The organism is Streptomyces sp. NPDC001020, assembly GCF_053599115.1.
This window is the reverse complement of sequence record NZ_JBSFLQ010000006.1, coordinates 218,040-235,121: the sequence shown is the minus strand read 5'-3', so window position 1 is coordinate 235,121 and position 17,082 is coordinate 218,040. Positions and strand designations below refer to the sequence as shown.

General features: G+C 69.2%; 15 protein-coding genes. 11 read left to right on the top strand and 4 right to left on the bottom strand.

Features of this window, described 5'->3' with window-relative positions; genetic code table 11:
• Window position 1: 1 nt before the first annotated feature.
• The 4 genes from ACWDEX_RS07950 to ACWDEX_RS07935 are packed head-to-tail and all read left to right on the top strand — an operon-like array spanning window position 2 to window position 4,509.
• Window positions 2-1,201: a zinc-dependent alcohol dehydrogenase gene (locus tag ACWDEX_RS07950; RefSeq protein ID WP_450462394.1), complete on the top strand. Its 1,200-nt coding sequence runs from the start codon at window positions 2-4 to the stop codon at window positions 1,199-1,201.
• A complete protein-coding gene (locus tag ACWDEX_RS07945) occupies window positions 1,201-2,601 on the top strand; it encodes a PfkB family carbohydrate kinase (protein WP_450462393.1) in 1,401 nt (466 codons plus the stop codon). Before ACWDEX_RS07950 ends, ACWDEX_RS07945 begins: the two co-directional genes overlap by 1 nt.
• A 43-nt stretch (window positions 2,602-2,644) precedes the next feature.
• Window positions 2,645-3,628 (top strand): glycosyltransferase family 9 protein, encoded by a 984-nt coding sequence (locus ACWDEX_RS07940; protein ID WP_450462392.1) that lies wholly within the window; start codon window positions 2,645-2,647, stop codon window positions 3,626-3,628.
• The gene (locus ACWDEX_RS07935; protein WP_450462391.1) at window positions 3,628-4,509 is read left to right on the top strand and encodes a glycosyltransferase family 2 protein; all 882 of its coding nucleotides are present in this window, start codon (window positions 3,628-3,630) and stop codon (window positions 4,507-4,509) included. The genes ACWDEX_RS07940 and ACWDEX_RS07935 overlap by 1 nt, the downstream gene beginning before the upstream one ends.
• Here ACWDEX_RS07935 and ACWDEX_RS07930 read toward each other — a convergent pair.
• The 3 genes from ACWDEX_RS07930 to ACWDEX_RS07920 all read right to left on the bottom strand — a co-directional run bounded on the left by ACWDEX_RS07930 (window position 4,496) and on the right by ACWDEX_RS07920 (window position 8,635).
• On the bottom strand, window positions 4,496-5,839 hold the full coding sequence (locus ACWDEX_RS07930; protein ID WP_450462390.1) for an MFS transporter: 1,344 nt from the start codon (window positions 5,837-5,839) through the stop codon (window positions 4,496-4,498). The genes ACWDEX_RS07935 and ACWDEX_RS07930 overlap by 14 nt on opposite strands.
• A gap of 309 nt (window positions 5,840-6,148) precedes the next feature.
• Window positions 6,149-8,269 carry a catalase gene (locus ACWDEX_RS07925; protein ID WP_450462389.1) on the bottom strand — a complete coding sequence of 707 codons (2,121 nt, stop codon included), beginning with the start codon at window positions 8,267-8,269 and terminating at the stop codon, window positions 6,149-6,151.
• Between the two features lie 135 nt (window positions 8,270-8,404).
• Window positions 8,405-8,635: a DUF6480 family protein gene (locus ACWDEX_RS07920; RefSeq protein WP_450462388.1), complete on the bottom strand. Its 231-nt coding sequence runs from the start codon at window positions 8,633-8,635 to the stop codon at window positions 8,405-8,407.
• 310 nt (window positions 8,636-8,945) lie between these two features.
• Here ACWDEX_RS07920 and ACWDEX_RS07915 point away from each other — a divergent pair, with 310 nt between their 5' ends.
• The 7 genes from ACWDEX_RS07915 (at window position 8,946) to ACWDEX_RS07885 (ending at window position 15,671) form a co-directional block, all read left to right on the top strand.
• A complete protein-coding gene (locus tag ACWDEX_RS07915) occupies window positions 8,946-9,140 on the top strand; it encodes a DUF2795 domain-containing protein (protein WP_450462387.1) in 195 nt (64 codons plus the stop codon).
• 293 nt (window positions 9,141-9,433) lie between these two features.
• The gene (locus ACWDEX_RS07910; RefSeq protein WP_450462386.1) at window positions 9,434-9,835 is read left to right on the top strand and encodes a ChaB family protein; all 402 of its coding nucleotides are present in this window, start codon (window positions 9,434-9,436) and stop codon (window positions 9,833-9,835) included.
• A gap of 62 nt (window positions 9,836-9,897) precedes the next feature.
• Window positions 9,898-10,569, top strand: a complete 672-nt coding sequence (locus tag ACWDEX_RS07905; RefSeq protein ID WP_450462385.1) for a UdgX family uracil-DNA binding protein — start codon at window positions 9,898-9,900, stop codon at window positions 10,567-10,569.
• A gap of 114 nt (window positions 10,570-10,683) precedes the next feature.
• Entirely contained in the window at window positions 10,684-11,712 is a 1,029-nt protein-coding gene (locus tag ACWDEX_RS07900; protein WP_450462384.1) for an SDR family NAD(P)-dependent oxidoreductase, read from the top strand.
• A gap of 174 nt (window positions 11,713-11,886) precedes the next feature.
• Window positions 11,887-12,576, top strand: a complete 690-nt coding sequence (locus ACWDEX_RS07895; protein WP_450462383.1) for a HEAT repeat domain-containing protein — start codon at window positions 11,887-11,889, stop codon at window positions 12,574-12,576.
• Complete coding sequence (locus tag ACWDEX_RS07890; protein WP_450462382.1) at window positions 12,563-13,567, top strand: MerR family transcriptional regulator; 1,005 nt, start codon at window positions 12,563-12,565, stop codon at window positions 13,565-13,567. Before ACWDEX_RS07895 ends, ACWDEX_RS07890 begins: the two co-directional genes overlap by 14 nt.
• 376 nt (window positions 13,568-13,943) lie before the next feature.
• Entirely contained in the window at window positions 13,944-15,671 is a 1,728-nt protein-coding gene (locus ACWDEX_RS07885; protein WP_450462381.1) for a TlrC/CarA/OleB/SrmB family ABC-F type ribosomal protection protein, read from the top strand.
• A gap of 311 nt (window positions 15,672-15,982) precedes the next feature.
• Here the strand turns inward: ACWDEX_RS07885 and ACWDEX_RS07880 are convergent, their stop codons facing one another.
• Window positions 15,983-16,990 (bottom strand): LacI family DNA-binding transcriptional regulator, encoded by a 1,008-nt coding sequence (locus ACWDEX_RS07880; RefSeq protein ID WP_450462380.1) that lies wholly within the window; start codon window positions 16,988-16,990, stop codon window positions 15,983-15,985.
• Between the last annotated feature and the right edge of the window lie 92 nt (window positions 16,991-17,082).

Sequence of the window (17,082 nt, the reverse complement as noted above, 5' to 3'; positions counted from 1 at the left end):
CATGCGGGCAACCGTATGGCACGGCAAGCGTGATGTCCGGGTGGACTCGGTCCCGGATCCCATGATCGAGGAACCGCTGGACGCGATCGTACGTATCACGTCGAGCGGCTTGTGCGGCTCGGATCTGCACCTGTACGAGGTGCTCACCCCTTTCATGACCGAGGGCGACATCCTGGGACACGAGCCGATGGGCATCGTGGAAGAAGTCGGCTCCGGGGTAACCGCCCTCAAGGCGGGCGACCGGGTCGTGGTCCCGTTCCAGATCGCGTGCGGCAGCTGCTTCATGTGCAGTCAGGGGCTCCCGACCCAGTGCGAGACCACGCAGGTCAAGGCGGAGGGGATGGGGGCCGCGATCTTCGGCTACACCAAGCTCTACGGCGCGGTACCCGGCGCGCAGGCCGAGTACCTCCGAGTTCCGCAGGCCCAGTTCGGACCGATCAAGGTCCCGGACGGGCCGCCCGACGACCGGTTCGTCTATCTGTCGGACGTTCTGCCCACCGCCTGGCAGGCCGTGCAGTACGCCGGGCTGCCCGAGGGGGGCACGCTCGCCGTCCTGGGGTTGGGCCCGATCGGCCGCATGGCCTGCAGGGTCGCCCGCCACCTCGGCGCGGCCACCGTCATCGGTGTGGACCGTGTCCCTGAACGGCTCGACGGCTGCCGACGTGATGGCGTGACCGTCCTCGACCTGGAAACGTTCGACAGTCAAGAAGAACTGGTCGACGCGGTCCGGGACCTCACCTCGGGCCGCGGTCCCGACTCGGTCATCGACGCAGTGGGAACCGAGGCATCCGGCGGCCACGCGGGTGCCCTGGCGCAGACGGCGGTCGGGCTGCTCCCCCAGAGCTGGGCGGCGTGGCTGACACAGAAGGCGGGAGTGGACCGGCTGAGCGCGCTGCACCTGGCCATCGCCATGGTGCGCCGAGGCGGGACGATCTCGGTCAGCGGGGTCTACGGCGGTACCGCCGATCCGCTGCCGATGATGACCATGTTCGACAAACAGCTTCAGCTGCGCATGGGTCAGGCCAACGTCCGCCGCTGGACCGACGAGATCCTCCCTCTGCTCACCGACGCCGACCCCCTGGGCGTGGACACGTTCGCGAGCCACCACATGCCGTTGGAGGACGCCCCCAAGGCGTACGAGATCTTCCAGAAGAAGGCGGACGGTGCGACCAAGATCCTCCTGCACCCGGGGAGTCACTGATGACGAAACGGCCGCTGGTTGTCGTGGGTGACGCGCTGCTGGACCGCGACATCGACGGGCAGGCGACCAGACTCGCCCCCGACGCCCCGGCACCGGTGGTGGAGGTCCATGGCGTACAGGCCCGGCCGGGGGGTGCGGGCCTGGCCGCGGCGCTCGCCGCTCACGACGGGCGCGAGGTCGTCCTGGTCACGGCGCTGGGCCGGAGCGAAGCCGACGACGAGTTGCGTACCCTGCTCGCCGACCGTGTCCGGATCGTCGAGTTCCCGCTGCACGGCACCGTCCCGGTCAAGACCCGGGTGAGGGCGAGTGGCAGGCCGCTGACGCGGCTCGACGACGGTGGAGGCACTCCGGGCGAGCCGACGGAAGCCGCACGCCAGGCGATCGCGGGCGCCGGAGCCGTGCTCGTGTCCGACTACGGCCAGGGCACCGTCGGCTCTCTGAGAGCGCTGCTCACCGAAGCCGCCCAGCGGGTACCGATGGTCTGGGATCCGCATCCGCGCGGCGGCGCGCCGGTACCCGGAGTGCGCCTGGCGACCCCCAACGCCGTGGAGGCGCGTGCCTTCACCGAGCATCTGGTGGCCGTCGCCGACGGCAACCTGCTGCGTCAGTACGCCGACCGCGCCGACGCCCTGTGCGACCGCTGGCAGGCGGCCGCCGTGGTCATCACCCTGGGTGAGCGTGGTGCGCTGCTCAGCCGCGGCAGCGCGTCGCCCATGCTGCTGCCCGTCCGGCATCAGGTGGCGGGCGATCCGTGCGGTGCCGGTGACTGCTTCGCCGCCACCGCTGGTACGGCGCTGGCTGACGGAGGGCTGATCGAGGAGGCGGTGCAGTGCGCGGTGACCGCCGCCACGGACTTCGTCGCACAGGGCGGCGCCGGGAATCCTGCGCTGTGGCGCACGCCGCGGCTGACGCGGGCCGGGTCGGTAGCCGATATCGCGGATCCGTTCGCCCTGGCGAGGTCGGTGCGTGCTGGAGGAGGAACCGTCGTCGCCGCGGGCGGCTGTTTCGACCTGCTGCATGTGGGACACGTGAGGCTGCTGGAGTCGGCGCGCAGGGCAGGCGACTGCCTCATCGTGTGTGTGAACGGCGACGCCTCGGTGACCCGCCTGAAGGGGCCGGGACGACCACTGGTGCCGGCGGCGGACCGTGCCCGAGTGCTCGGTGCGCTGCGCTGTGTGGACGCGGTGGCCGTCTTCGACGAGGACGTGCCCAACGAACTGCTGCGCAAACTGAAACCCGATGTCTGGGTGAAGGGCGGAGACTACACCGCGGAAGCGCTGCCGGAGGCCGGGATCCTGCGCGCCTGGGGCGGCCAGGCTCTGGTCCTGCCGTACGTGGACGGCCGTTCCACCACCGAACTCGCCCTGCGCGCCGCCGCCGCCGCGGTACGAAACGAGTAGCGCGTTGATCGCGATGGCCCGCGGTGGGCCCGAAGGCCCACCCGTGCGTCAGGTCCTGGTGCTTCGGGCGCTCGGTCTCGGCGACCTGCTGGCCGCGGTGCCCGCGTTGCGCGCCCTGCGGCACCGCCTGCCGGACCACCGCATCACCCTGGCGTGTCCGCTCGAACTGGCCGACGCGGTCGCCCTCACCGGGACCGTCCATCGGTTGCTGCCGACCACGGCACCGGAACGCTCGGTTCCGGGCCGGCTGTCCTGGGACGGCCACCCCCCGGACATCGCCGTCGACCTGCACGGAAACGGCCCCCTGAGCTGTCTGCCATTGAGAGCCCTACGCCCGTCGGCACTGCTCGCCTACGCCGAGCCCTGTGGACCGCCCTGGCATCCCGACGAGCACGAAAGGCTTCGTTGGTGCCGTCTGCTGGAGTGGTACGGCATCCCAGCGGACCCTGGTGACCTCGTGATCGCGTCTCCCCCGGCGAGAACGTCAGCGCCGGGAGCGATCGTGGTCCACCCTGGCGCGGAGGCAGCCGCCCGCCGTTGGCCGGCCGAGCGGTTCGCTGCGGTGGCGCACGCGCTCCATCGCCGCGGCCATCGCGTCGTCATCACCGCGGGCGCGGCGGAAGCGCCGTTGGCGCACTCCGTCGCCACCCGGGCGGGGCTGCCGGACGGAAGCGTGGTCGGTGGGGAGCGGGGCATTCCGTTCAACCAGTTGGCGGCGCTGATCAGCGCCGCCACGGCGGTCGTCGTAGGAGACACCGGGCTGGCCCATCTGGCCAGCGCGCTGCGCACTCCGTCTGTGGTGCTCTTCGGTCCGGTCCATCCACGGCTTTGGGGACCGCCCGCCGACGGGCCCCATCGGGTGCTGTGGCACGGCGATCCGGACGGCGAGGGGCGTCCGGGGGACGCCCACGGGCAGCGGCCGGACGAACGACTCCTACGCATCACCGTCGACGAGGTGTTGGATGCCGTGGACGCATTGCCGTCCGGTCCGTTTCGCGTGCCGCGACCGACCGCCGGGGGCGACTGATGACGGGCACATCCCGGCAACGCCCCGACGTCGGCATCGTGGTGATCACACGCAACCGGCGGGCCCAGTTGCTGGCCACGCTCGACCGGCTGGACGAGCTACCCGGTCGGCCGCCGATCATGGTGGTGGACAACGCCTCCACCGACGGGACGTCGGCGGCGGTCGGTGCCGCCTTCCCCGACGTGCGGCTACTGAGACTGTCCCGGAACGAGGGAGCTGTCGCCCGCAATCACGGCGTCGCGTTGCTCGACAGCCGCTACGTGGCGTTCAGCGACGACGACTCGTGGTGGGAGCCGGACGCCCTGCCTCGTGCTGTCGCCACCTTCGACGCCCATCCGCGGCTCGGTCTGCTGGCGGCGGCCATCCACGTCGGCACCGGCGAGCAGCCCGACCCCCTCAATGCCGTGCTGGCCTCCTCCCCTCTCGGCACCGCACCCGACCTGCCCGGCCCTTCCGTACTCGGCTTCCTCGCCTGCGCCAGCATCGTGCGCCGGGCGGCGTTCGTGGACGCCGGAGGTTTCCATCCGCTGCTGCACTTCGGCGGTGAGGAGGCGCTGCTGGCCATCGATCTGACCGCGCGCGGCTGGGGGGTCGCCCACTGCCCACACATCACCGCCCGGCACGACCCCGGCGACTGCCCCCGCCCGGGCCGAGCGGCACGCGTTCGCCGCAACGAACTTCTGACGGCCTACCTGCGCAGGTCCTGGTCGTGCGCCGCCGCGCTCACCGCACGCGCGGCTCGCGACGCTCTCCGGGATCCCCAGGCTCGTCAGGCCCTGACCGAAGCACTGTGCCGACTGCCCAGCGCGCTGCTGCGCCGAAGGGTCGTGCCGACCTGGCTGGAACGCGACCTTCGGGCCGTTGCGCCTAGGACGCGGTGAGGAACGCCGCTCGAGTCGGTACCGGCGATACGCGCTCGCGGCGGCCGTGGGCCAAGGCACCCGCGCCGATCACGCCCGCAATGATCAGGCCGCCCGCGATCAGCGCGCCACGCGCACCCGCGACCTGGATGAGCAGACCGAGCGCCGGCGGGCCTGCGAGTCCCCAGCCGGTGCTGATGCTGTTCCACACGCCCAGGACCCGGCCTCGCATGTGCGCGGGCGGATCGAGCTGCAGGATCGTGGTTGCCGCGGTGTCGGAGACCGACTCCACGATCGCCATCGGGACGACCACCACGAGGACCAGGAGCAGCAGCGGGGCGCACCCGACGACGACCTGCAGCAGACCACCGACGGCCGCCATGAGCGCGACCAGCCGGACCGAGGGACGCCGCAGCCGCCCGGCGAGCACCGCACCGGCGGTGCCGCCGACCGCCAGGACGGTGGAGACCAGGCCGTAGGCCGCCGGTCCACCGTGCAGGGGACCGGTGACGAGCGTGGCCAGCGTCAGGGCGTAGTTGCGACCCAGTACGGCGCTGACCGCCGTGATCACCGCCAGCGCGAGGAGTCGACGGCGGCGGACGAAGAACGCCAGCCCCTCACGCAGCCCCATGCTCGGCTCGGCGGGCGCGCTCCCGCTCAGCGGTGTGGTCGGCAGGACCTGCCGTTCCCGTGCCGCCGGGCGCAGGAAGGGGATCACCGCGGAGACGAACAGGAACGACAGCCCGTTGACGACATAGGCCCCGGCCTGCCCGACCACCGCGATGGTGACTCCCGCGAGCGCGGTTCCGGCCAGGCGCCCGACGCTGTGCACCACGGAACCCAGCGCGATGGCGGAGGGAACATCACTCTCCGGCACCAGATCATTACCCAGCAGTGAGGTGGCCGGTCCGTCGACCGTCGCCACCAGGCCCGTGATCGCGGCCATCACCATCAGCACCGGCACACTGAGCATGTTGAATGCCACCAGGGCGGCGGTGGTGAACGCCATCGCGCCCAAGACCGCCTGGCTGACCGCCGCCGTCAGTTTGCGCGGCCAGGCGTCGACAACGGCGCCCCCGAGCGGTCCCACCAGCAGGCCGGGGGCCGCTTGGACGGACAGCGAAAGTCCGGTCATCGCGGCCGAACCGGTCAGGTGCAGCACCAGGAGGTTCTGGACGGTCAGCTGCATCCAGGTGCCGAGGTTGGAGAACAGGTTCGCCGTGGACCACCAGCGCATGCTGCGACTGCGCAGGCAGCGCCAGGGTGAACGTTCCGGGCGGTCGACCGCGGACTTTCTGTCTTCGGGGAGGTCTGTGGTCGGCTGGACAGAGCTGGGTTCAACGGCTGGCACTAGGCGGTATCCCGGTCGGCGCTATTGACGCGGCGGCACGTCGGTGAGGCGTTCGCGCGGCTCTCGGCGGTGAGAGCGGCAGGGGTCTGCCGGAAGTCTCACAGACGCCTGCCGGGCACCGGAAGAGCGCACTGCGCGTCGGCAGTGCGCGGACCGCTCCAATCTCCCGTCGAACAAAGGGGCTTGGCAGGGGAAGTGCGGTTGCTCACACGCAGCGAGAAACCGGTCGGCACGCGGCCGACCGGCTGTCCCCCTTGATGTGTCTGCCGTCACATGGACGGACGAAGCGGCGGACTGGTCGCGCTCCGCTCAGTCGACGGCTCCCGGATTGATCAGACCTGGACGCCGCATGAAGCGGTGCCGTCCGATCGCGGAGACGAAGGCGTCGGCGACCTCCTCGGCGCTGTCACCGCTGACCACACCCTGCTCGGCCCCGGAAGAACTCATCACCTCGGGCGGCACCCTGGCGGCGACCAGCAGTTGTTCGCCTTCGTTCTGGACCGCGAGCGCCTTGCCGTGGCGGTAGCTCTCCTCCACGAACCGCACCGCGGCGGGGTCGGCCAACAGGGTCTGCACGGCCTGCTTGCCCCCGGGTACCAGCAGAGCGTCGTACAGCACGGACCCCATCGTCGGTAGGGCTCGGTCCACGTCCAGCACCGCACGGTCGTCGCCGTGCACGCTGCCCTCGTTGGCCGCCAGGACCTCGACCACGGCTCCCGCTTCGGTCAGCTTGCCGCGCACCGCTTCGACGTACTCCACATCGGTGCCGTCCGCCGCCAGCACGGCGACCTTGCGCGTCTTGATGCCACCGTCGCCGGCGAGGTTCTCCTGGCTCAGCGCCGGCGACGCTGAGGTCGGGATGGCGGATGCCGGTTGCGGGGCCGGCAGTCCCAGGCCCGCCGCCACAGCGCTGGACAGATCGCCGTGCACCTGGGCCAGGTTCGCCACCATGCGCTCGCGCACCTCACCGGAGACGACCTTGCCCAGTTCGAACCGGAACGCCTCGACGATGTGTGCCTTCTCCCAGTCGGACATGCTGTTCCAGAACAACGTGGCCTGGCTGTAGTGGTCCTTGAAGCTCTCGCTGCGCACCCGGATCTTCTCGCCCGCCACCTGCTCCTGGTAGTGCCGGAAGACACCGCTCAGTTCGCCCGCCCCCGCGTGCGCCGGACAGCCACCGCTCAGCGAGTTCGGGAAGTAGCTGTCCCCGGGCTGTATGACCTGCTGGCCGTAGCCGTCACGATGGTTGGTGTTGACGTCGGCGACGGGCCTGTTGACCGGCAGTTGGGAGAAGTTGGGGCCGCCCAACCGGATCAACTGGGTGTCCAGGTAGGAGAAGTTGCGCCCCTGGAGCAGCGGGTCGTTGGTGAAGTCGATGCCGGGAACGACGTTGGCGGTGTGGAAGGCGACCTGTTCGGTCTCGGCGAAGAAGTTCTGCGGATTGCGGTCGAGCACCATGCGCCCTATGGGCCGCACCGGCACCTGCTCCTCGGGGATGATCTTGGTGGCGTCCAGGAGATCGAAGTCGAAGGCGTGCTCGTCCTCCTCGGCCACCAACTGCACACCCAGTTCGTACTCCGGGTAGTTGCCCGACTCGATCGCGTCCCACAGGTCCCGGCGGTTGAAGTCGGGGTCCCGGCCGGCCGCGATCTGCGCCTCGTCCCACACCAGCGAGTTGACACCGAGCAGCGGCTTCCAGTGGAACTTGACGAGCGTCCCGCGACCAGCGGCGTTGACCAGCCGGAAGGTGTGTACACCGAATCCCTGCATCATCCGGAAGCTGCGCGGGATGGCCCGGTCGGACATCAACCACATCAGCATGTGGGTGGACTCCGGTTGCAGCGAGCAGAAGTCCCAGAAGGTGTCGTGCGCGGAGGCACCGGTGGGCATCTCGTTGCGCGGTTCCATCTTCACCGCGTGCACGAAGTCCGGGAACTTGATGGCGTCCTGGATGAAGAACACCGGGAAGTTGTTGCCCACCAGGTCGTAGTTGCCCTCGCGCGTGTAGAACTTCGTCGCGAAGCCACGCACATCCCGCACGGTGTCCGCCGAGCCGCGCGGGCCCTGAACGGTGGAGAAGCGCACGAACACCGGAGTCCTACGCCCCGGCTCCTGGAGGAAGTCCGCACATGTGTACTCGGCCAGCGACTCGTACGGCTCGAAGTGGCCGTACGCCCCGGAGCCACGGGCGTGCACGACTCGCTCCGGAATACGCTCGTGGTCGAAGTGAGTGAGCTTCTCCCTGTTGTGGAAGTCCTCCAGCAGCGTTGGGCCGCGCTCACCGGCGCGCAATGCGTTGTCCGTGTCGTCGACCCGCACTCCCTGGTCCGTGGTAAGGGCGTCGGACTCAGGTGCCGCGCGGAAGCTGTCGAGTTGCCGGTCCTTGTCGTCGTGGTTCCGCGGCTGGGAACTCGAGGCTTCCGAAGTCATGCTGGCTCCTTCATGTCGGCGAGCGAAGAGCTGTCGTGGTAGCGCACGACGCGGGACACCGACGTCACCGCCGTCGAAGACGCCATCAGGAAGCAGGCGTTGGCTCACCCCTTCCTCTACGGCCGGTACGCGTCCTCACCCCACGGCCTTCCAGATCGCCAGCGCCACCACCAGAAGCAGGACGAGGACGAACACCACCAGGACCGGTGTCATGGGTGTCGGGCGCCAGCCCCTCCGCGGGGCTTCCTGCGGAGGGCCGAGTTCGGAAAAGTGTGACTCGGCGGGCGGTGTGGCACCGGCAGCCATCCGGGTGTCCTCCGGAACGGAGAGACCTTCGTCCGGCAGTTCTTCATGGGTTCCGGCCATCATGTCCTCCTCATCCGCCGGAAGTCACGTCCCCTGGGCCTCCTTACCGCGCCTGGGGGCGAATCCGAGATGAGAGCGTTCTCCAGGTCCTTTTGCCGCGTACCCGTGCGAACCGGATCCACACACCCGGACGCGCCCGGAAGAGAATCAGGGAATTACCGGGAGCCCTCCGGCGCGCGGCCCCGCGCAACCGGGAAACAAGGACAGCAGTCAGGAAATCAAGGGAGATACGGCGACTGGTCTGCCCCGCCGGGGGTACCCCAGAACTGTCGGAAGCTGTGACGATCTTCGACGACATCGGGAGGTAGGCATGGCACGCGTGAGCCCTGTCGATCTGCAGAAGGCCCTCTCGGGAACCGACTACCCGACCGACCGCGAATCGCTGGTGGAGTGCGCCAAACGCAACCACGCTTCCAAGGAGATCACAGAAGAACTCTCCCACCTGCGGAAAAAGACCTACGAGAACCCGGCCGAGGTGAGCAAGGCCGTCTTCGGTGAGGAGTGACCACCGACGTGATGTCGTGAGAAAGGGCGGGCGGGCGCAGCTCGCCCGCCCAGAGGGACGGACGAAACCCCGGACGACCACAGCGGGGCGATCGATGTGGCTGAGGACCGCATCACCATGATCACACGCCTGCTGGAGGCACCACAGAAGTCCTCCCGCGCCCGCCGCTACGTCGGCTGAGGCGCGACCGAAGCGGCGCACACCGAGTTCGGACGCCGACGACGCCATGTGTCCGTTTCCGTCACGGAAACACGGGCACCCGGACCTCAGCCGACGACGAGGAGGTGAGTGCTGTGCCGGGACGCGAAGAACTCCCGTCGACGCTGCAACGCTCGCCCAAGGCTGCGCAGCGCACATGGATCAAGGCCCACGACTCCGCGGTGGAGCAGTACGGCGAGGGCGAACGGGCCCACCGCGTCGCCTACGGCGCACTCAAGCACTCCTACGAGAAAACAGGCGACCACTGGGAGCGCAAGGAGAAGGGGCGTCGCGGCCCCTCCGACCCGCAGTCGGCACGCCCACGGCAGGTGGGTGGGCGCAGCGGAGAAGGAGTCGACGAGCAGGCCTCGAAGCAGCACCTGTACGACACGGCCAAACGGCTTGACATCAGCGGTCGCTCAAGGATGGACAAGGCCGGGCTTCTGGAAGCCATCCGCAAGGAGAACCGGTCCCGCACCCGCAAGGCCCGTGACTAGGTGACCGGCCCCTTCCGCGTACCCGCCCGGTCAGGCTCTGACGCACTCATGCGGAGACGAACGTGGCACATCCAAAGCGCTCTCACGGGCCCGAGGACTACGACGCCGGCCCGTATGTCCCCGAGGACGCGGATCTTCGCACGCTGCGCGAGGCAGCGGCGGGCTGCCGCGGCTGTCCGCTGTACCAGAGGGCCACGCAGACGGTGTTCAGCTCGGGCGACGCATCGGCCCGCGTGATGCTCATCGGCGAGCAACCGGGCGACCAGGAGGATCGCAGAGGACAGCCGTTCGTCGGCCCGGCGGGCGGCGTGCTGATGCGGGCGATCGACGAGGCAGGGATCGACCCCACCGAAACGTATGTCACCAATGCCGTCAAACACTTCAAGTTCGAGGTCTCGCCCCGCGGCAAACGTCGTATCCACAAGCCGCCGAGCCTGCGCGAGATGACCGCGTGCCGACCCTGGCTCGCCGCGGAGCTACGACTCGTCGAGCCCGATGTGGTGGTCGCGTTGGGCGCTACCGCGGGCAAAGCGCTGCTCGGTTCCTCGTTCCGTGTGTCCAAGGAGCGTGGGGTGCCCCAGCCGATGCCGTCGCTCGACGGTGACTCGGGCGAAGGAACGCTGGTGGCCACCATCCATCCGTCCGCCATCCTGCGGGCCGACGACGCGGACCGGGCGGAGCTGTACGCCGGGCTGGTGTCGGACCTGACGGTGGCCGCACGACTGTTGAGCTGACGGGGACGGAGAGACGGCAGACGGGCAGAGCAGTTGCGAGGAGTCCTGGCGCCGTCTCACCTCCCCTCCGTCACGCGTGCAACACGGTCGTACACAAGCGAAGGGAGCGGAAGAATGGGCACCGTGAAAAGCCCACTGAACGGGCTCTCCGCACTGGTCACAGGCGGGTCGCGAGGACTTGGGCTGCTCATCGCCCGCGAGTTGGTCGGACGGGGATGCCGACTGCTCATCTGCGCCCGGGACGCCGACGAACTGCATCGAGCCGAGGAAGAACTACGTGCCATGGGCGGCCAGGTGCACTCGATGGTGGCCGACCTCACCGACAGCACGGCGCCCGACCGTTTGGTCGCCGCTGCCCAGGAGTCCTACGGCCGCGTCGACGTCCTCGTCAACAACGCGGGGAACATCCAGGTCGGGCCGATCGAGACGATGACCGAGCAGGACTTCCGCGAGGCCATGGAGGTGATGTTCTTCGCGCAGCTGAGGATGGCCCTCGCCGTGCTGCCGGGGATGCGGTCGCGCGGGACCGGCCGGATCGTCAACATCACCTCCCTCGGAGGTCGCATCGCCGTCCCGCATCTGCTGCCTTATGCGGCGGCGAAGTTCGCGGCCACCGGATTCAGTGAGGGCCTGCGAGCGGAGCTGGCCCCCGCCGGTATCAGGGTCACCACTGTGCTCCCGGGGCTGATGCGCACTGGTTCCCACTTCGCCGCGCGGTTCGGTGGGAAGGCCGAGCGGGAGTACGCGTGGTTCGCTACCGGTGCGGGCATGCCTCTACTGTCCATGAACGCGGAGCGCGCGGCTCGAGCGGTCGTGCGAGCCGCCGAACGCGGCCGTCCCGAAGTCGTCCTGACTCCGGCCGCGAAGGCCGCCATACGATTGCACGGGTTGGCTCCTGCCACCACCGGCCGGATCCTCTCCCTCGTCGACCGGCTACTGCCGTCGGCCGACGAAGGAAGCGGGCCGGTACCCGGCCTCTCGGGAGTCGACGCGTGCGAACGCCTTGACTCGCGACTCGTCAACCGGGTGACTTCGCTCGCCAACCGTGCCGCCCGGCGCAACAACGAGCCGATCCCGGCGAATCTCGGCGGATCCCGGAGTCGGCGGCCACCCGTCCACCGGAACCTGTCGACCGGGACCTGAGGGCCGACCGGCCCGACCGGCTCTGCCGCCCGCGGACGTTGGTCTGGCGGGCGGACCGGGTGGTGACCGTTCCCGCAATGCCTCCGCGGCATCCTCGGCTGCCGACCCAGTGGGAGGGCCCGCTTGACCTTGACACAGTGACAAGGTCTTCACTGTGTCAAGGAGGTGGTCCCGATGACCATGCTGGAACAGGACACGAACACGCTTCGAGTTCTCAAGGGGCTTGAGGACGGCCTCTCGTCAGTGCGGCTGCGCGCAGCGCTGGCGGCCGGCACGGACCCTGACCGGCGGTTCGTCGGCAAGCTCATCGAACGATGCGCGATCGAACCCGAATTCCACGTGCGCGAAATGCTTACGTGGGCACTCACCCGCCACTCGGCGTCAATGACGGTGCCCAAGCTGCTGGATGAGGTCCGCTCCGAGTGTGCGCAGGCACGAAGCCAGGCGTTGCACACGCTGTCCAAGATCGGGGACCGTCAAGCGTGGCCGGCAATCACAAAGGCGCTTCTGTCCGACGCTGAAGACGAGGTGGCGCGGAGCGCCTGGCGGGCGGCGGTCGTACTCGTGCCCGAAGGCGAAGAACCCGAGCTGGCGACGACGTTGTCGACGCAGTTCGGGCGCGGCGAGCGTGAGACGCAGCTGAGCCTCAGCCGGGCGCTGGTCGCACTCGGTGAGGTGATTACGCCGACTCTGCGCGCTGCGATGATGGATCTCGACCCTCGCGTTCGCGAGCACGCGATCGCCACGGAACGGCTGTTGCGCGATCCGGATGCCGGTTTCGAGTTCGCGATCGAGGAGGCGAAGCGTGTCGTAGCCCTCGGCACGACCGGCCAGGAAGGAGTGACAGGCGGTGTTGATCGGTGATGTGGCACGACGGTCCGGGGTCAGTGCCCGCATGCTCAGGCATTACGAATCGCTCGGCCTGGTGCGGCCAACGGGTCGTACCGATGCCGGCTATCGCGAGTACTCCAGCGAGGACGTCCGGCGCATCTTCCATATCGAGAGCCTGCGGTCGTTGGGGCTGTCGCTGCGTGAAGTCAGTCGTGCGCTCGATGAACCCGGCTTCACGCCCTCAGAGCTTGTCGACGACCTCATCCGCCAGACGCGAGAACGTATCGCAGGCGAGACGGAGCTGCTCACGCGACTCTGTCGGATCGGTGCCGCTGAGCCCACCGGCTGGGAGGACGTCCTCCAGACCGTCTCACTCCTCAAGGCGTTGAAGTCGGAGAGCGCCGGGAAGCGCCAGCGCGCGGCCTTGTCCTCGGTCGAGGCGGTTCCGGTGCCGGTGGAAGCTCTGGTCGAGGCAGCGCTGAGCGAGACGGACCCGATCGTCGCCGGAGCCCTTCGGTGGGCTTTGGCGCAGTCGGACGACGGTGGTGTGGCACTGTTGGCGGAGGGCCTCGGCTCACCAGTGGCCGAGGTACGGAAACGTGCCGTCCAGTCCATCGCGGAGATTCCGAACAGTGAGGCGACAGCACTGCTGCAGGACGCGATCACGAATCCCGACATCGTGGTCCGCAGGTGTGCAGCTCTGGCGCTTGGCACACGTGGAGTAGCCGACGCGGTTCCGACGCTCATCGATATGGTCGTCGAGGAGACGAACGAGGTCGACGCGGCCGACGCGCTGAGCGTACTGGCGAGTGATCCCGCGTTGGCGGATCAGATAGCCACCAGGCTCGTTGACCGCCTCGCCCGCGGCACCGTTGAGGCGCCTGCACGTCGACGGCTGACACAGGCGCTCGCGGAGATCCCGGGAATCACCACGTCACGTGCCCTTGCTGATCTGTCACATGACGAAGACCGTGCCGTCGCACTTACTGCGGCATACGTTCTCAAGATCCGCAGCGCACGATAACGGCTCTTTGAAGCGCTGACGGCATCAGCGCCAACTGCCGCTGGACGAACGTCACTTGGCTGGAGTCCTCCCACATATCACCTCGTCCACCCGACAGCACTCTGCTAAGATCTCATGCCGTGAATATCTCTTTCGCCGCCGCAGGCTTCTACTACATCTGACGCCGTCCCCCGGGCAGTTCCAGCTCCGGGCGCCACAGGCACGGCGAGTGCCGCTTCTCCAGCGGTCCGTTCTTCCGCCGTTCAAGCCCCGCACTGGCATTCACGACAATCTCCTGTCTTGCGCCATGCGGTCATGCCTGCCTCCGGCCCCCGTTCGAGCAGTACTCCCCCTCGGTCGACTCTTTCGGACCTCGGATGAAACGGCGTGCGAATCCATGCGCAACTCCTCTTCTACGAACGGCCTTCTTCACTCGTCCCCTTCGAACACCGGCACCTCGCTCATCGAGGAACGCCGACCGGAACCGAGCACTCCGTCGCCGAGCGGTTTCCAGGTAGTACTGGACGACATCCAGCACGCCCGCGGCACCCGCCGTCTACTGGACGGGGTGCACCAGTCCGTGACCCTGGGCGAACGCATCGGCATCATCGGAGAGAACGGCTCCGGCAAGTCCACCCTGCTGCGCCTGCTCGCCGGACTGGACAAGCCCGACGCGGGCCGGGTGCTGGTGCGCGCGCCCGGCGGTACCGGCTACCTTCCGCAGACCCTCGAACTTGCGCCGGACGGCACGGTGCAGGACGCCATCGACCACGCCCTCGCCGAGTTGCGCACGCTGGAGCACGAACTGCGCCGCTGCGAGGCTGCCATGGCCGAGGCGGACGGCGACGAACTCGCTGACCTGCTGGCCGAGTACGGCGATCTCACGGAAGCGTTCGAGGCCCGGGACGGCTACGCGGCCGACGCCCGGGTGCAGGCCGCCCTGCACGGTCTGGGCCTGGCCTCCGTGGACACCACCCGGCGGCTGACCAGCCTGTCCGGCGGCGAGCAGGCCCGGCTCGGGCTGGCCTGTGTGCTCGCCGCCGCACCGCAGCTGATGCTGCTCGACGAGCCCACCAACCACCTGGACCGGGCCGCGCTGGAATGGCTCGAGGAACACCTGCGTTCCCACCGTGGCACCATCCTGGTCGTCTCCCACGACCGCGTCTTCCTGGAGCGGGTGGCCACGGCCCTGTGGGACGTGGACGCCGAGCGGCACACGGTCCACCGCCACAGCGGCGGCTACACCGGCTACTTGAAGGCCAAGGCGGCCCTGCGGCTGCGCTGGGAGCAGCAGCACCAGGAGTGGAAGGAGGATCTGGCCCGCCAACGCGAACTGGTACGCGCCGCGGCAGACAACCTGGCCGCCGGGCCACGGAGCAATACCGACCGGACGAACGGCCGTCATCAGCGCAGTGTGGAGAAGCAGATCTCAGCCCGCGTGCGCAACGCCAAAGAGCGGCTGCGCAGGCTGGAGGAGAACCCGGTCCCCCGCCCACCGAAGCCGATGCGCTTCACTCCTCGGATCGTGGGCGGCGACTCCACAGCCACCTCGGTTGTCGCCGGGCTGAACCAGGTCGAGGTGGCGGAACGACTCCGTGTGCCGGACTTCGAGGTACGCCCAATGGAGCGCGTGCTGATCACCGGCTCCAACGGAGCGGGCAAGAGCACCCTGCTGCGGGTGCTGGTCGGCGATCTGGAACCGGACCGGGGCACGAGCACGCGTCCGGCGCGCACCGGCTGGCTGCCACAGGAGACACCGGTCACCGCGCCGGAACTCAGCCTCCTGGACGCGTTCGGCGAGGGCCTGCCCGGCGATCTCGAGCGACACCGCGGGGCGCTCCTCGGTCTGGGGCTCTTCCGGCCCTCGGATCTGGCCACCCCGGTCGGCAGGCTGTCCGTCGGCCAGCGCCGGCGGCTCGCCCTGGCCCGTCTCCTGCACGACCCCGTCGATCTGCTGGTGCTCGACGAACCGACGAACCATCTGTCACCAGCGCTGGTGGAGGACCTCGAAGAGGCCCTGTCGCACTACGCGGGAGCACTGGTCGTCGTCTCCCACGACCGCATGCTCGAACGACGGTTCAGCGGACGCACGGTGCGCCTCGAGAACGGCGCTGTCCGCGACTGACCCGACGGACAGATCGTTCCGCCGTGCCGCCCGATGAGGCGATTCCCTGGTGATCAGGGGGGAGGCCCGGAGGCTCGTACGTGAAGGGAGCGGCGGTGTCGTACGGCACCGCCGTCCCTCCGGCATCGCCCCCGCCACCGACTGCGATGGCGCGCCAGGCGCGCTCCGAGTTGCGGGTAGCGTACGCGAACCGTGTCGACGCCCTCGGGGCCACCACCGAACCATGATCAATCTTGCGCCGACCACGATTCGATTGATCCCCCGGGCCGGAGAACCCGGACACGCCCGCACTCGCCCGTGATCGTGCAGTGTCACATCGAGCTGGGCGGGGCCTGGCGGTGTGAGGAGCGGCGAGGGCGGAGTACTGCTGGGACCGTCAGAGCGCCAGGGGGTGGCGGCGGGGCGGTGGACAACAGCCGCGAGACCAGGGCCGTCACCGCGGTCTTGGCAATCGTCGAGGGGTTGAGGGTCACGGTGCTCACTGGCGGATCGGTCTCGGCGTAGGCCGGGTCCTCGCTGACACAGACGAGACGGAGGTCGTCGGGGATCCGTATACCGTGGCGGGCCGCTGCGGCCAGGACCTGGTGGCCGCCGGGGTCATAGACCGTGTAGACAGCGTCGCAGGCGCGGGCGGTGAAGACCGCGTCGAAGCTGTGGCCCGACGTGTCGTACGGGTCGAAGGCCAAAACCTGGGGCGTGCGGCCGTGCTCGTGGCACCACTGCTCGTACGCGCGGGTGACGGCCTGGGTGTAGTGCTCGTCACCGTACCCGGCCTGCAGGGCGATCTGCCGGGCGCCCGAGGCGGCCAGGTGAGCGAGGACCTCGCGGGTGGTGGCGGTGTGGTCGTTGTCGACCCAGACGTCCCCGGGCCGCGGATCGATGGGGCGGCCGTCGAAGACGAGCGGGATGCCGCGGGCGCGCAGCGCACGTAGTACCGGGTCGTCGGTGGGGCTGTCGAGGAGCAGCATGCCGTCGACGGTGAGAGTGTGCCAAGGCGTCTCGGCTCCATAGGCGGTGGGGAGGATCGTCAGGGCGTAGCCGTGGGCGTGCGCGGTGGCGGTGGCGGTGGTGAGCAGCCGGGCGAAGTAGGGGACTTCGAGGAAGTTCCAGGCCGATCCGCCGTAGGTGGTGACGGCCACGCCCAGGGTGTTCGCTGTCCGTGGAGTCCGCTGGGAGCCGTAGCCGAGTGTGGTGGCCACTTCGCGGACCCGGCGGCGTGTGGAGTCGGTGAGCCGGCCAGTGCCGTTGAGGGCATGCGAGACGGTGGCGGTGGAGACTTCCGCGGCGCGAGCGATGTCGGCGAGGGTGGGCCCAGGCATGACGTCATCGTACGAATTCCGTCGTCGCGGACGGGTTCTGGTTACGGCGTTAATCAAAGAGGGTCCGGCCACAGCCAATACAGCACAGCCTT